Origin of the sequence: Aliivibrio finisterrensis, from assembly GCF_008933155.1 — a bacterium.
GTDB lineage: Bacteria > Pseudomonadota > Gammaproteobacteria > Enterobacterales > Vibrionaceae > Aliivibrio > Aliivibrio finisterrensis.
Window position 1 is genome coordinate 136,763 of record NZ_WBVP01000003.1, and the last position, 14,456, is coordinate 151,218.

Genomic DNA, 14,456 nt, shown 5'->3' on the forward strand with positions numbered 1-14,456 from the left:
AGGAGAACCTCATGACAACAACTACTCATATTATTAAATCAGCACTTTCTCAAGGTCAACTGGAGTGGCAAGCGGATTCATTCTCAACAAGAATGAAAAAATTATTACGTTGGTCAGAGTATTTAGCGGAGCATCCTGATTTTGGTGTTCTGGCAGCAAAAATGGTACGTTTCCAATGTCAAAGAGCAATGCAGTTAATTTCTGAAACGGAGTTAATGCCGGGGCCAACAGGGGAGAGTAACGAGCTTTACACGGCAGCGAGAGGTGTTTTTTACATCACATCGGATGAAAATTCATCGGTTGTGGCCTTGGTTGGGCAAATAACTGCGGCATTAGTAGCAGGAAACGCTATTATTGTCGCCCTTTCGAGTCAGGATACGAAACTAACTTCAGTTATTCTTGAGGGGTTGCATCAAGCTAAAGTTCCAAGATTGGCAGCTCAGCAGGCAGAGTTTGCAATAACAGACATTAATGATGTTCGTTTAGCTGGCGTCTGCTTTGTTGGTAATGAGCAAAAATCGATAGCGCTCAACCAACAACTTGCAAAACGAGAGGGGTTATTAGCGCAATTGATCGCAGAAACGGATCAAGAGCGTCTATCAAATGTTACCGATCCTCATTTTGTTCTACGCTTTATCACAGAGCGTACACGAACAATCAATGTGACAGCAGTAGGTGGTAATGCCACCTTGCTAGAGCTTGGGGGTGGTAATCACTGATAATTACTATTGATACTAAGTTTGGATAAAACCTTGTCCAGCAGGTATTAGAAATCATCGTCGTTATTGCACCATAATAATAGAGCCTTGATGCTCATATACAGCAATAACGACGTTAAGTTTACTGCCAATAATATAAAGGAAATATAATGATTGAAAATAATTTTGCCATTACAGGGACGTTTATCGCTTACCTGATAATGATGCTCGCAATTGGGGTTTATGCATACAAACGAACAAACAGTTCATCTGATTACTTTTTAGGCGGCCGAACATTAGGGCCATGGCCTGCAGCGTTATCTGCAGGGGCTTCTGACATGAGTGGTTGGTTATTACTTGGTCTGCCAGGCTATGCTTACGCGGCAGGTTTAGAGTCGTTATGGCTTGCCGGTGGTTTATTAGTAGGTACGTGGTTGAACTGGCTCATTTGCGCGAAACGTTTACGAACTTACAGCATAACTACTGATGACTCATTAACACTTCCTGAATTTTTATCACGCCGTTTTAATGATAAATCTAAACTAATTCAAACCATTTCAGCGTTGTTTATTTTGCTGTTCTTCCTTTTCTATACAAGTTCTGGTTTGGTTGCTGGTGGTAAATTATTTGAAACTGTATTTGGTCTAGATTACAAAATAGCGGTGGTTATTGGTACGCTTTGTGTTGTGTCTTATACCTTATTTGGTGGTTTCTTAGCGGTAGCTTGGACTGATTTAGTTCAAGGTCTATTAATGTCTGCGGCGTTGTTGATTGTTCCTATTGCAGCCATGCAAGGTGGTTTTGGTCAGTTGAGTGCGGATTTAGTTGCGATTAACCCAGAGCTTATGACGCTATGGACAGGCATGGATGGTAAACCGCTAAGTGCGATTGCGATTATTTCATTAGTGGCTTGGGGCCTTGGTTACTTTGGTCAGCCACACATCCTAGCGCGTTTCCTTGCTTCTCGCACAAACAGAGAGTTGACGACTGCTCGTCGAATCGCCGTAGTATGGACAGCGTTATCAATGGTTGGTGCTGTGTTGGTCGGTCTTGTTGGTTTACTTTATGTAAATGGCTCAATGGCAGGTCAAGCGATTGATGGCGAAAAAATCTTCATGCTATTAGTGAATGCGATGTTCCACCCAGTTATTGCTGGCATCTTATTGGCTGCGATCCTTGCTGCCATCATGAGTACTGCTGATTCACAATTATTAGTTTCTTCTTCAGCATTATCTGAAGATCTATATAAGCAATTACTGAAAAAAGACGCAACCAGTAAAGAGGTTGTCAGCGTAGGACGAATTGCAGTGATTGTTTTATCACTTATTGCATTAGCGTTAGCGATGAGCCCTGATAGTTCAGTGCTTGGTTTGGTTTCTTATGCGTGGGCAGGTTTTGGTGCTGCATTTGGACCTGCAATAGTGCTAAGTCTTTACTGGAAAGGAATGAACCGTAATGGCGCTCTTGCTGGTATCGTTGTTGGTGGTATCACGATTGTTGTGTGGAAACAGCTAACAGGCGGTTGGTTCGATGTGTACGAAATTGTACCAGGGATTATTTTCGCAACGACGGCAATTATTGCTGTGAGTAAGTTGACAGGTAAACCTGAAGAAGCGGTCGCTCAGCAACATGAGAAATTTGAACGTAACTTGGTTGAGTTTGAATAAACGTTTTTATTAAAACAATATAGATGAAAGCCCCAGAAAGCCTCTTTTTGGGGCTTTTTTGTATGTTCAATGAAATGAAACTGTTACAATCCATGCACTTTAAAAAGAAATAATACTAATGTAACTAATTAGATCGTATTACTAGGAGAGTAAACATGAAATTAATTCGTTTCGTGCTTGGAAAAGTCATTTTAGGTTTGGATTGTGTATTTTCACCTTCAGGTGTAAAACGCGATCCTGCAAAGCAAGCCGAGATAGATGCAGAAACAGCAAACTATTCACTATACCAATTTGAAGCATGTCCATTCTGTGTGAAAGTTCGTCGTACAATTAAGCGTCAATCATTAAAGATCGAACTGCGTGATGCTAAAAATAATGAGCAGCATAGATCTGAATTATTAGCCGGCGGTGGCCGTGTAAAAGTGCCATGCCTGCGAATTGATAAAGATGGCGAAACAACATGGATGTATGAATCGTCAGATATTATGGCCTTCTTAGAGGAAAAATATCCTTAGTATTCACAAGGTTGTGAGTACCCATAAAGTAGTGGTTAAAGGCGGGCTTATTGATAGTTCGCTTTTTAATGTGTTTTTTTTGTAAAATTACAGCTTTTTTATTAATGAAATTTACTTGTTAATAGTTCTATTATTAGCCATTTTTGTACCTTTATGAGACTCAAGTCACAAAATGCTTGGCTTTAAGTTAATGTTAGGTTAAACTTCTCTTCGTGACTTGATTCACAAATAAAATAAAAACACATTAGGCTAGTTATTATGGAAAAAATGAGTATGACTCATAAATGGTCAATTAAAAATTGTCCCAAGGATATAGAGAGCCAAGTTTTATCTGTTATTGGACTAATCGATAAGAAAGGTTCAGCATCTGACATGGATCTCTGTAAGATCTTTGGTGAAGTTCTGTGGAGTGATGGGAAATATTTCAATTCTCATGCATTTCGCTTCTTATTTGATCATGAGACTCTTTCATGTGAAGTAACGAAGAGACACTTACACTAAAGCAAACAAGCTATGTATTTTTAAGGTCATTATTGTTCCCCCGATAATGGCCTTTTTTATTGTCTGTTATAAACCAAACTAACCATTTTCTACTCTCTAAAAAAACCTCTTTGAACGCAATAAACCTTACATTAAGTGCGTCTTTACAATCTTTACTTTTTTATTCTGGTGAATGCGAATCGTTTTCATTATAGTGATATTTAAATACGAACAATTATCACTTGAGTGTAAAGAATATGAAAAAAAGTATCGCTACAATGTTATTTGGTTTAGTGGTTTCTGCATCAAGTTATGCGGAAACTATTACGGTTTCTCACCAACTAGGTAAAACAACGCTTGAGACAAAACCTCAGCGTGTTGTTGTGATTGGAACGGGAACTTTAGATGCCATTGATTACTTTGGTATCAAGCCAGTAGCGGTTACTCAAGCAACCACAATGCCTCCCTATTTATTAAAGTACAAAGCTAAAGAGTTTGCTTCTTCTGGTAGTTTAAGTGAGCCAGATTTTGAAACGATTTATATGCAGAAGCCAGATGTGATCATTATTGGCTCTCGTGCTGTTAAAGCCTACAAAGAGTTATCTGAAATCGCACCAACCATCGTCTTTACTGCGGATTCAGAAAGCTATTGGGAGAGTACACAGCAACAATGGCGCATGCTAGGTAATGTCTTTGAGATTCAAGATAAAGTTGAAGCAAAAATAGCGAGTGTAGACACTGAGTTCAAAGCGATTGCTGAACACAACAAAACAAATAATGTTGCAGCGTTAACAGTAATGAGCGCAGGCGGTAATATTACGACTTTTGGTGCGCAATCTCGTTTTTCTGCTATCTATAAAGATTTTGGTTTTAATGAAGCGGTAGAAGGCATTAAAGAATCTCGCCATGGTGATTTGGTATCGTATGAGTTTATTCGTAATGTGAACCCATCAAACCTTCTTATTGTTGATAAAGATAAGTTAATTAACAAAGATAAAAGCCGAACACGTGAAGAGTTTGCTAACCCATTAGTGAAAGCAACCGATGCCTATAAAAATGACAGCTTAACCTATCTTGATATCAATGCATGGTATCTAGCAATTGCAGGTGTTACCGCAACAGACCAAATGATTGCGGATGTGAAACAGTCTATTCATCTTTAAGTTTGATCATTATTTATTTTTAATTCCACTGTAAAGCGTGCTATTTCTTTGAGATAGCACGCTTTGTGCAGGCTGAGGTTAGCTTTGAAAAAGTTATTGCTTGTTCTTATTGTGCTGAGCTTTGCTTCGGTATTTATCGGTGTTGCTGACTTGCCGTTGTCAGCTATTTTTCGAGGAGATACAGAAGCGCTAGAACTCCTTGTTGTAAGTCGTCTCCCACGTTTATTGGCTATTTTATTATCTGGTGCAGGCCTGAGTATTGCAGGCTTAATCATGCAACAGATCAGCCAAAACCGATTTGCAGCACCATCAACCTCTGGCACCATCGAGTGTGCAATGTTGGGTTATGTATTGAGCTTAGTGATCTTTGGGCATGGCGATAACTTATTGCTGATTTTTGCAATGGCGATTGGCGGTACACTTCTTTTTATTCAATTCATTCATCGTATTCAATTTAAAAACGCCATCTATGTGCCTCTAATTGGCATCATTTTTGGTAACGTTGTTTCTTCTGCTGCAACCTTTGTCGCGTATAAATACGATGCAGTTCAGAACCTTTCTGCATGGACGGTCGCGAACTTCGCTAATATTCTGCAAGGTAACTATGAGCTGTTATACATTGCTGTGCCAATTTCAGTGATCAGCTATTGGTACGCGACGCGTTTATCTGCCGTTGGTATGGGAAAAGATTTTGCGACCAATATTGGTCTGAAGTACAAGCAAATTCTATTTCTCGGTATTATTTTAGTCTCTGTTATGTCAGCAACGGTAGTGATGATTGTTGGTCAATTGCCTTTTCTTGGTTTAATCGTACCAAACTTAGTTGCTCAGTTTTATGGTGATAACCTACGAAGAAACATCCCTCTAACGGCGATTGTTGGCGCGATATTAATTCTTGTGTGTGACGTTGTAGGACGTGTGATCATTTTCCCTTATGAAATTCCAATCTCTATGATCATCAGTATTCTTGGTGGAATGGTGTTTATTTTCTTTATCGTTAAAGGTAAACAAAATGTCTGATTCAATTAAACTAACGGCATTGGCTTTTATAACCGTTTTATTCACCTTTTTGTTTATTGGTATTGGGCTTGATGCTTCTAACTATGAGTATTTTTTGTCTCGTCGAGTGCCTAAAGTATTAGCGATGATCTTAGCCAGTATTGCGATTGCACAGTCGTCTTTGGTATTTCAAACCATTACGCATAACCGTATTTTAACACCAAGTATTATGGGGTTTGATGCCTTGTATTTACTGACTCAAGTATTGGTTGTGGTTATTTTTGGCAGTTTTAGTGTTTTCTTATTAAACCCATTCGTTAACTTTGCTATGTCAGTGGTGATAATGGTCGGATTTTCTTTGTTGTTATTTGGTTTCTACTTTAAGAAAAACAACAGTAACGTAATCACCCTATTATTACTTGGTGTGATTTTTGGACAGCTGTTTTCTAATGTGTCGTCATTTTTTATGATGTTGGTTGATCCAAATGATTTTGCGTCAATTCAATCAAGTATGTTTGCTAGCTTTAATAATATTAACAAAGACTTAGTTTATTTTTGTGTTATCCCATTATTACTCATTAGTGCCGTGTTATTTCGAATGTCTAACGTGCTTGATGTGTTCTGGCTTGATAACGATAATGCGACCAGTTTAGGCGTTGATGTAGGGAAAATAACCAAGCAGGTACTTATTTTAGTGGCTATCTTAATTTCGGTATCCACTGCGTTAGTTGGCCCTGTGATGTTCTTTGGTTTATTGGTGGCAAACTTAGCAAAAGAGTTTTTCAATACCTATCGTCACCGAACTTTGCTACTGGGAAGCAGCTTAATGGCGATGTCGATGTTGCTTTCAGGGCAATGGGCGATTGAGAACATCTTTAAGTTTGAAACGACATTAAGCGTAGTGATTAATTTTATCGGTGGTTTGTACTTCTTATCGCTGTTAGTTAGACAAAAAATTCAATAGAGAAACGTATGATTTCATTATCTCAACTTTCAAAATCATTTGGTCAGCAAAAAGTGGTTGATCAAGCTTCTGCTTCTTTTATTAAAGGTGAAGTGACGTCGATCATTGGACCTAATGGCGCAGGTAAAAGTACTGTGTTATCTATGGCAAGCCGCTTATTAGCCAAAGACAGTGGCAGTGTGCTCATTGAAAACCAAGAAGTGGTGGATTGGGACACAAAAGCTTTAGCGAAAAAACTAGCCGTTCTTAGACAATCAAATAATTTAAACATGCGCTTTACGGTGCGTGAGCTTGTTGCCTTTGGTCGGTTTCCTTATAGCCAAGGTAAGCTAACAAAGCACGATAATGAAGTGATGGATAAGGCGATCAATTATTTAGATCTTGCTCCTATTCAGAATAAGTACTTAGATCAATTAAGTGGTGGCCAGCGTCAATTGGCATTCATTGCCATGGTGGTTGCACAAGATACGGACTATGTCTTTTTAGATGAGCCGTTAAATAACTTAGATATTAAACATTCATTACAAATCATGAAAAACATTAAAACGTTGGCTCATGAATTAGGAAAAGCGGTAGTGATAGTCATTCATGATATTAACTTCGCATCATGTTATTCAGACAATATTGTGGCGCTTAAAAAAGGCAAAGTAGTTGCTAATGGCACGGTTGCTGAAGTGATCAGAAAAGACGTGTTATCAGAAATATACGAAACTGAATTTGATATCCATGAAGTTAATGGCCAACGTATTTGTATGTATTACGGACAATAAAGGATTAAGTTATGAATAAGAAACCTTCTCCACGTGTACTGACCGTGGTTAATAATCTACAGTTTACCGCCAATATGCAGCGCATTACCTTTAAAGCAGAAGATCTTTCAAATTTTGATATGGAAACAGAGGGTGGTTACATTAAGCTGATGTTTAATGAAAATGGTGGAACCGACCTCTCTGGTATCGCTGAAGGCACTCGTCCTATGATGCGTACTTATACTGTGCGTAATTTGAGAAAAGAGCAGAATGAGCTAGATGTGGATTTTGTTCGCCATCATCATGCGAATGCAATGATAAGTGCTGAAACAGGCGGCTTTGCTTCTGCTTGGTCTCAGAATGCGGTAAATGGTGATACGATTTCAATCGCAGGGCCAGGCAGCATCAAAGGGCTTAATCATAATGCGGATTGGTTCTTTTTAGTGGCAGATATGACAGCGTTACCTGCTTTGTCTGCGAAACTTGAAGCACTACCAGCATCAGCGGTAGGCTATGCTGTGATTGAAATTAGCCATCAATCAGATAAACAGACGTTAACTAAACCACAAGGTATTGAGCTAGTGTGGGTTATTAAATCTGATGCACAAGATTTAACAGAGGCGGTTCGAGCACAAGAGTGGAAAGCGGAGCGAGTCTCGGTTTGGTGCGCGTGTGAGTTTAATCAAATGAGAGCGCTTCGTACGTATTTCCGTAACGACAAAGAAGTGGATAAAGACGATCTTTATATCAGTAGTTATTGGAAAGAAGGCTGTACTGAAGATGGGCATAAAGTAGCTAAGCATGAAGATCAACTTGCTGAGGACTAGTATCCCTAGTTTCTCAACATAAGCGACACACGTTTACCAAAAACAACGTCTATTAGGCTTAGATAATCCAGTACTTCTGGACTGCATATTAATCAATAATTGAATATCATTGAGTGCTTTTTTACGTATCTTAGCGATGGACGTTGGCTGATATCGACTCTATCGTGTATAAGCTTAGCCCCTACTAGGCTTCCATTCGTTTAGTCATTTACTCTGGATTAAAATCAAGACTTAGCAGTGCAAGAGTGATTACGGAGTCATTAGTTTCCCCATTCTTGCTGTATACCGACTTTGGGAGCAGCATTGTAGCTCTGATGATATCAATTTATTTTCCCGTTTGAGTTTTTTACCTATTTGACGATCTGAAAAATCTAATTGCATCAGAGCTTCTCTCTGGTATCTTGGAATAAGAGTCAGCTGTTTGTATTTTTTACCAATGTAGCTACCTTGGTTACTGTGTGAGAACTTCAGCCTACGGGCAGCTGGCACGCTTGTCGATACCAAGTGTGTCGGTTGTTCTGAGAATCTAGTGGGGTGATGTACGTTGAATAATGAAATTAAGCCCGCACGAGAAGTGATTGACGCGCAACAATCAATGATGATTGCGTGTGAAGAGTGTGGGTTAGTCGTTAATATCCCTGATTTAGCTCAAGGTGATAAAGCAACCTGCCCTCGGTGTGGGTATACATTAATTAAAGCCGTTAGTTTACCTTTTCAACGTCCAGCTGCTTACGGTATTGCTTGTTTGTTGATGCTAGTATTGAGCCTGTCATTTCCATTTCTCTCTTTTTCAGTTAATGGGATGGAGCATCAAATTACACTGCTAAATGCAACAGAAGCATTACAGCATTTTGAAAATAGTCTATTAGCTATTTTATTAATGGTAACAGTAATTGTTTTTCCTACCGCATATGTAATGCTGGTGTTATATCTTTATTATCACGCTCATAAAGTAAAGAAGGTTGGACATATTTTTCATGCTCACGTCTGGTTAAAATTTTTATGCCGCATCTTATTTACTATTCAACCTTGGTTAATGGTTGATGTTTTTTTAATTGGCGTTTTAGTCAGTTTAGTAAAAATTTCAGCATTAGCGCATATTGGTTTAGGTAATTCATTTTGGGCTTTTTGTCTTTATAGTGTGTTAGTGGTCAAATGTGTGTCATTAGTTGATAGAACATGGTTGTGGGATCAGTTTTTTTCGATGAAGCCAATTGATGGTGTGCGTGCTGGTGATACCCATTTAGATCATAATCATGTTGGTTGCCATGTCTGTAATCAACTTAATCCGCTACCAACGTCACATAAAGCACAATGTTTGCGTTGTGATAGCCAATTACATGCTTTTAACGCTAATCATTCGTTACAATATTCATGGGCTTATTTACTCGCATCGATAGTGTTTTATATTCCTGCCAATTTATATCCAATGATGTATACCGTAAGTTTAGGGAAAAGCGAAGGTTCAACGATTCTTGGCGGCGTTGTTTTACTTTGGAAAATGGGGTCGTGGCCGATAGCAGTAGTGATATTTATAGCGAGTATTTTTATTCCTATGGCAAAAATGTTTACTCTAGCATGGCTTTATTTTTGTGCAGGTAAACACGCGGATGACTCAAGCCATATCGCCATTAAGCGGTTAAAATTATACCGCTTAACAGAATTTATCGGCCGCTGGTCAATGGTTGATATTTTTGTAGTTGCTATCTTAGTGGCTTTAGTGCAGTTACAAAATGTGATGGCGATTTCACCAGGTCCTGCAGCGTTATGCTTTGCGACGGTGGTGATCTTTACGATGATATCTGCGATGAGTTTTGATCCGCGGATATTTTGGGCACCTAAAAATAATATATGCAAACGAGATTCAGAGTTAGATGCTTCTGAGTCCAATTCAGAAGTGCCTAGTGTGCATAAATGAGAAGCAAATTATGAATGATAACCAGCCAACAGAGGCAAAAGTACAACGTTTAAAACAAGTGTCGCCGATATGGATCGTACCATTAGTTGCACTTGCTATTGGTATTTGGATGTTTGTTCAATATCTTACTAGTCAAGGACCCGTGATTACGATTCGATTACCAAATGCATCAGGTATTGAAGTTGGAAAAACAGCAATCAAATCATTGAATGTAAAAGTTGGTGTCGTTACAAAAGTTAAATTAAGTAAAGATTACAGTTATATCACCGTAACAGCCCAGATGGACAATGATACCGGCCGGATGCTTAAAAACGACACTCTATTTTGGGTGGTTAAACCGCGCATAGGTAAAGGGGGAGTATCTGGATTAGATACATTACTCTCTGGGTCATATATTGAAATGCAACCTGGCGAAGGAAAGAAAGATAAAGATCATTTTGTCGCATTAGATGTTCCTCCGGTCGCGCCAGCTGATGCGAAAGGTTTGCGGGTTATTTTAACTAGCCGTCAAGCGGGTAAATTAGGCGTTGGTGATCCGGTACTTTATGACGGCTTTACGGTTGGTCGTGTAGAGAAAGTCAGTTTTGATATCAATACTAAACGCGCTAATTATCAATTATTTATTTTTGAACCTTATGATAGTTTAGTTCGTACCAGCAGTAATTTTATTTTAGCGTCTGGTTTAGAAGTGCAGGTGGGTACTGAAGGTTTTAATGTTAACATTGGCTCTTTAGAATCTTTAATAACGGGTGGTGTGACATTTACAACACCGGCAGATGATCAAGGTACATCACAACTTAAGCAAAAAAGCTATTATCGTTTATATGATAATCAGAAAGCAGTTCGAGAAAAAATGTTTGAGCAACACCTTGATTTTGTGATGCTGTTTAGCGAATCGATTCGAGGCTTAAAAGCAGGAGCTCCGATTGAGTATCGTGGTATTCAAATTGGTACCGTACAAAAAGTACCTTTACGTTTACCGACTAGCCAAGAAGGTTTTACTAGCAAGCAAATTCCAGTGCTGATACGTATTGACTTAGGGCGTGTGTTTGATCATACAGATGAGGGCACACTGGCCTCATTGAAAGAAAATCTTGAAAAAGAGTTTAGGTTAGGTCTGCGTGCAACATTGAAAACTGGTAATTTATTAACCGGTGCATTGTATATTGGCACTGATGTTTATAAAGTAGAAAAACCCATAAAATTAATGACCTATGATGGTTATGCGATCTTCCCAACCAAACCGGGAGATTTAGCCGAAGTACAGAAGCAGCTAACTAATTTACTGAATAAATTTAATAAGTTGCCGGTTGAAGATACGTTAAATTCAATGACTGCGACATTAAAAACATCTGAAAAAACAATGGAGGCGATGCGGGAAGCGATTAACGATTTGGATCGATTATTAAGGCAAAAAGATACTCAAGCATTGCCTGGTGATGTACGTGCAAGCCTTAAGCAGATCCAAACAACCTTTAATGGTTTTGGTCCTGATACTGAGTTATATCAGGATCTAGAAGGTGCGTTAATCCGTTTTGAAGCGGTTATGACTGAGCTTCAGCCGGTGTTACGTCAAATAAATGAAAAACCAAATTCACTTGTGTTTGGTGATGAGAAAACACAAGACCCAGTACCTGTTGGAGGTCGTTAATAATGAAAAAATGGTTCGTCATCGCAGCAATTACGCTAGCCGTTAGTGGCTGTAGTAGTGCGCCTGAAGGGGTAAATACATTCTTATTACCTCCAGGTAAGACGTTAACAGTATCTCACGAAACTCATCAGCCATTATTAATTGTACGACCTGTTGAGGTAGCTGAGCATTTAGCGGGTAATGGTTTGGTTTATCAAACCTCAGCAACTGAAATAGTTGAAGCGCAACAAAATTTATGGGGTGAGGCATTAGCAAAACAGTTAACGCGCCGTATTACTTATGATTTGCGTCAAAAGCAAAATCACTTATGGGCTACACAGTTAACCCCAACATTATCAACTGCGGGAGCGTCACGATTACAAGTACGTATTAACCAGTTTAATGGCGTATATACTGGTGTCGCTAATGTCGCTGGTGAGTGGATGATTATTGGTGCCAATGGTAATTTGCAAACGGTACATCCATTTGAGTTTAGTGTTCCACTTGCAAAAGATGGTTATAGCGCACAAGTGGAAGCATTATCAACCGCTGTTGGTGAGTTAACCACACAGATAGCAAGTGCAGTGAAGTAGTGTATTTGCTTGCTCTAAGCTCAATGGACGAAAAGCTTACCTATTAGTCATAACGGTGGGCTTTTCATTCGTTATTCGTATTTCTGGACCATATATTAATCAATAATCGAATATGACTGGATGCTTGTACTTATCTAGGCGATGGACGTTCGTTTTGGGAAGTAGCGACTAATTAATTCATTACTATTTTCATTTAGCCTTCTTTTCCAAGAATGATAAGGTTTCGAAAAATAGGCTTAAGGTAATAGTATTATGTTATATCGAATGTGTGTGATGTGGGTAAAATTACCAAGAAAGTGCTTATTTCAGCGACTATCTTAATTTCAGCATCTACGGAGGTAGTTGGCCTTGCTATGCTCTTTGGTTCAATGGCGATGACTGTGCCACTTTCAGGGCAAGAGATTATTGAGAATATCTTTAAGTATAAAATGACATAAAGTAGAGTTATCATTAAATATGTGCTTAATCTAAAAATAAACTAAGTTATTATTTTTACCATCGATTTGGTTTGAGAGAGTTAATAAAATATTGTAATGGATATATGAGGACAACATCAGTGAATGATACGAATAATCCGCCCAAAGGTTTTTTTCATGCATTAGTCTTAGATCAAAAAGGTGGTGCTAACAAACTGAGTTGGGAAGATGTCCTTCAATCCTGGAATAGTCAGGATAAGCTTTGGTTGCACCTTGATTATACCGATCAACAATTACATAGCTGGTTGCAAAATAATACAAAACTTAATGATATTATATTAGATACTTTATTTAATGAAGATAGCCGACCGAATGTTATGAGCCGTGATAATGAACTATCTGCGGTGTTTCGAGGAATAAACGTGAATCCAAACTCTAAACCAGAGGATATGGTTTCAATACGGTTATGGACTGATGGCCGTCGTATGCTGAGTACTCGTAAACGTGCCCTGATATCCACTCAAGAAATTGTTACCGACTTAAACAACGGCACCGGTCCTAAAGAAATCCCTCAACTATTGATTTCTTGGGTTGATAAGATCATAAAAGGAATGTCTGAAACGGTAGATACGCTTGAAGGAATACTATTACAGCAAGAAAATGAATTTGATGATGGTGATTTAAGTCTAATTCGTTCGACATTGCATGATACAAGAAAACAAAGTAGTAAAATTCGTCACTTTCTTGCTCCGCAACGTGATGCGCTTAATCGGTTAGTAAACAAACAATTAGATTGGTTGAATGACATGCATCGCTTGAAATTAAATAGTATTGCAGCACAGCAAGTACTACATATTGAAGATATTGATGCAGTAAGAGATCGTATTGTCATGCTACAAGAAGAAATTACGAATGAGATATCAGAGCAAATGAACCAACGGTCGTATGTACTGACTATTGTTGCTGCTATTTTCTTACCATTAAGCTTTTTTACGGGATTAATGGGAATTAACGTTGGCGGTATGCCAGGGCTTGATTCGTCTATTGGTTTTTGGATCGTTTCCTCTATTTGTCTTATTGTATCAGTGGTTATGGTGGGAATATTTATTTGGAAGAAATGGATTTAGCCAATTAGTAATATAAAATACTCAATCATCAATGGTAACAGCAGCGCCACCTCACAATCGAGGTGGTAATATTATTTCTAAAGATAAGTTTTTATTAAGATTAATTTGTTGAGGGTGAAAAATTCACTTTGTGTGATACGCCACATTTCTTTTGATAGATTGCTCCTATACTGGTAAATAATCTGATAGAAAAGGAAGTGCTAATGCTAAATGAAAACCATGCTTTTATCTTAGATTTTCCAGAGCTTAAATTAGACATTGTTCAGCTAAATTATGACGATCCCGCATTCAAAGCAGAACTTCAAAAATACCATCAATTGGATTATGACATTCGACAGTTAGAGATTTCTGGTAGCCCAATTGATGATGAGAACATGAATACACTCAAGCATCAGCGTATGGAGTTAAAAGACATCCTGTATAAGCAGCTGACTAAGCATCATGAGATGGCGAGTAACTAATCTTCATTTAATACCAATCGTAGTAAATAACGGATCATCCTAACTGGTTAAAATACTCGATAACTGCGTTGAAATTTTTGATTGTAGAATAACTACTTATCAAAAAATTTCGTCTTGTTCTCAAGCATTTTTCCTTCGCTATTCCTGATCACTTACTTACTGTGATTGGTATAATTCTTCAGTAACAATTAACGAATACCCACAAAAAAGCCGACTTATGAACAGTCGGCTTTCTTATATCATGTTACT

General features: G+C 38.4%; 14 protein-coding genes. All 14 read left to right on the plus strand.

The window, feature by feature from the left end:
* Nucleotides 1–11 precede the first annotated feature (11 nt).
* The 14 genes from F8B77_RS03830 (at nt 12) to F8B77_RS03895 (ending at nt 14,207) form a co-directional block, all read left to right on the plus strand.
* Nucleotides 12–719, plus strand: coding sequence for an aldehyde dehydrogenase family protein (locus F8B77_RS03830; RefSeq protein ID WP_151653866.1), 708 nt, complete (start codon nt 12–14; stop codon nt 717–719).
* Nucleotides 720–868: 149 nt separating this feature from the next.
* Nucleotides 869–2,365: a sodium/proline symporter PutP gene (putP, locus tag F8B77_RS03835; protein WP_151653868.1), complete on the plus strand. Its 1,497-nt coding sequence runs from the start codon at nt 869–871 to the stop codon at nt 2,363–2,365.
* Between the two features lie 155 nt (nt 2,366–2,520).
* Complete coding sequence (locus F8B77_RS03840) at nt 2,521–2,880, plus strand: glutaredoxin family protein (RefSeq protein WP_151653870.1); 360 nt, start codon at nt 2,521–2,523, stop codon at nt 2,878–2,880.
* A gap of 737 nt (nt 2,881–3,617) precedes the next feature.
* On the plus strand, nt 3,618–4,523 hold the full coding sequence (locus F8B77_RS03850) for a siderophore ABC transporter substrate-binding protein (RefSeq protein WP_151653872.1): 906 nt from the start codon (nt 3,618–3,620) through the stop codon (nt 4,521–4,523).
* A gap of 84 nt (nt 4,524–4,607) precedes the next feature.
* The gene (gene vctD, locus F8B77_RS03855) at nt 4,608–5,543 is read left to right on the plus strand and encodes an iron chelate uptake ABC transporter permease subunit VctD (RefSeq protein ID WP_151653874.1); all 936 of its coding nucleotides are present in this window, start codon (nt 4,608–4,610) and stop codon (nt 5,541–5,543) included.
* Nucleotides 5,536–6,486, plus strand: a complete 951-nt coding sequence (locus F8B77_RS03860) for an iron chelate uptake ABC transporter family permease subunit (protein ID WP_151653876.1) — start codon at nt 5,536–5,538, stop codon at nt 6,484–6,486. Before vctD ends, F8B77_RS03860 begins: the two co-directional genes overlap by 8 nt.
* Nucleotides 6,487–6,494: 8 nt before the next feature.
* Complete coding sequence (vctC, locus tag F8B77_RS03865; RefSeq protein ID WP_045104150.1) at nt 6,495–7,256, plus strand: iron chelate ABC transporter ATP-binding protein VctC; 762 nt, start codon at nt 6,495–6,497, stop codon at nt 7,254–7,256.
* 11 nt (nt 7,257–7,267) lie between these two features.
* Entirely contained in the window at nt 7,268–8,062 is a 795-nt protein-coding gene (locus F8B77_RS03870) for a siderophore-interacting protein (protein ID WP_151653878.1), read from the plus strand.
* A 595-nt stretch (nt 8,063–8,657) separates the two neighbouring features.
* The gene (locus F8B77_RS03875) at nt 8,658–9,980 is read left to right on the plus strand and encodes a paraquat-inducible protein A (RefSeq protein ID WP_151654124.1); all 1,323 of its coding nucleotides are present in this window, start codon (nt 8,658–8,660) and stop codon (nt 9,978–9,980) included.
* Nucleotides 9,981–9,990: 10 nt separating this feature from the next.
* Nucleotides 9,991–11,631, plus strand: coding sequence for an intermembrane transport protein PqiB (pqiB, locus tag F8B77_RS03880; protein WP_151653880.1), 1,641 nt, complete (start codon nt 9,991–9,993; stop codon nt 11,629–11,631).
* A gap of 2 nt (nt 11,632–11,633) precedes the next feature.
* Nucleotides 11,634–12,203 (plus strand): PqiC family protein, encoded by a 570-nt coding sequence (locus F8B77_RS03885; RefSeq protein WP_151653882.1) that lies wholly within the window; start codon nt 11,634–11,636, stop codon nt 12,201–12,203.
* Nucleotides 12,204–12,478: 275 nt separating this feature from the next.
* Complete coding sequence (locus tag F8B77_RS17485; RefSeq protein WP_167512754.1) at nt 12,479–12,640, plus strand: hypothetical protein; 162 nt, start codon at nt 12,479–12,481, stop codon at nt 12,638–12,640.
* A 119-nt stretch (nt 12,641–12,759) separates the two neighbouring features.
* Complete coding sequence (locus tag F8B77_RS03890; RefSeq protein ID WP_244298193.1) at nt 12,760–13,746, plus strand: zinc transporter ZntB; 987 nt, start codon at nt 12,760–12,762, stop codon at nt 13,744–13,746.
* 203 nt (nt 13,747–13,949) lie between these two features.
* Complete coding sequence (locus F8B77_RS03895) at nt 13,950–14,207, plus strand: HP1242/YdcH family protein (RefSeq protein WP_151653886.1); 258 nt, start codon at nt 13,950–13,952, stop codon at nt 14,205–14,207.
* Nucleotides 14,208–14,456 lie beyond the last annotated feature (249 nt).

Excerpts from the sequence above, each read along its gene's own strand:
- F8B77_RS03830 (WP_151653866.1), top strand. The coding sequence starts at position 12 with ATGACAACAACTACTCATATTATTAAATCAGCACTTTCTCAAGGTCAA.
- putP (WP_151653868.1), top strand. The coding sequence starts at position 869 with ATGATTGAAAATAATTTTGCCATTACAGGGACGTTTATCGCTTACCTG.
- F8B77_RS03840 (WP_151653870.1), top strand. The coding sequence starts at position 2,521 with ATGAAATTAATTCGTTTCGTGCTTGGAAAAGTCATTTTAGGTTTGGAT.
- F8B77_RS03850 (WP_151653872.1), top strand. The coding sequence starts at position 3,618 with ATGAAAAAAAGTATCGCTACAATGTTATTTGGTTTAGTGGTTTCTGCA.
- F8B77_RS03860 (WP_151653876.1), top strand. The coding sequence starts at position 5,536 with ATGTCTGATTCAATTAAACTAACGGCATTGGCTTTTATAACCGTTTTA.
- vctC (WP_045104150.1), top strand. The coding sequence starts at position 6,495 with ATGATTTCATTATCTCAACTTTCAAAATCATTTGGTCAGCAAAAAGTG.
- F8B77_RS03870 (WP_151653878.1), top strand. The coding sequence starts at position 7,268 with ATGAATAAGAAACCTTCTCCACGTGTACTGACCGTGGTTAATAATCTA.
- F8B77_RS03875 (WP_151654124.1), top strand. The coding sequence starts at position 8,658 with ATGATGATTGCGTGTGAAGAGTGTGGGTTAGTCGTTAATATCCCTGAT.
- pqiB (WP_151653880.1), top strand. The coding sequence starts at position 9,991 with ATGAATGATAACCAGCCAACAGAGGCAAAAGTACAACGTTTAAAACAA.
- F8B77_RS03885 (WP_151653882.1), top strand. The coding sequence starts at position 11,634 with ATGAAAAAATGGTTCGTCATCGCAGCAATTACGCTAGCCGTTAGTGGC.
- F8B77_RS03895 (WP_151653886.1), top strand. The coding sequence starts at position 13,950 with ATGCTAAATGAAAACCATGCTTTTATCTTAGATTTTCCAGAGCTTAAA.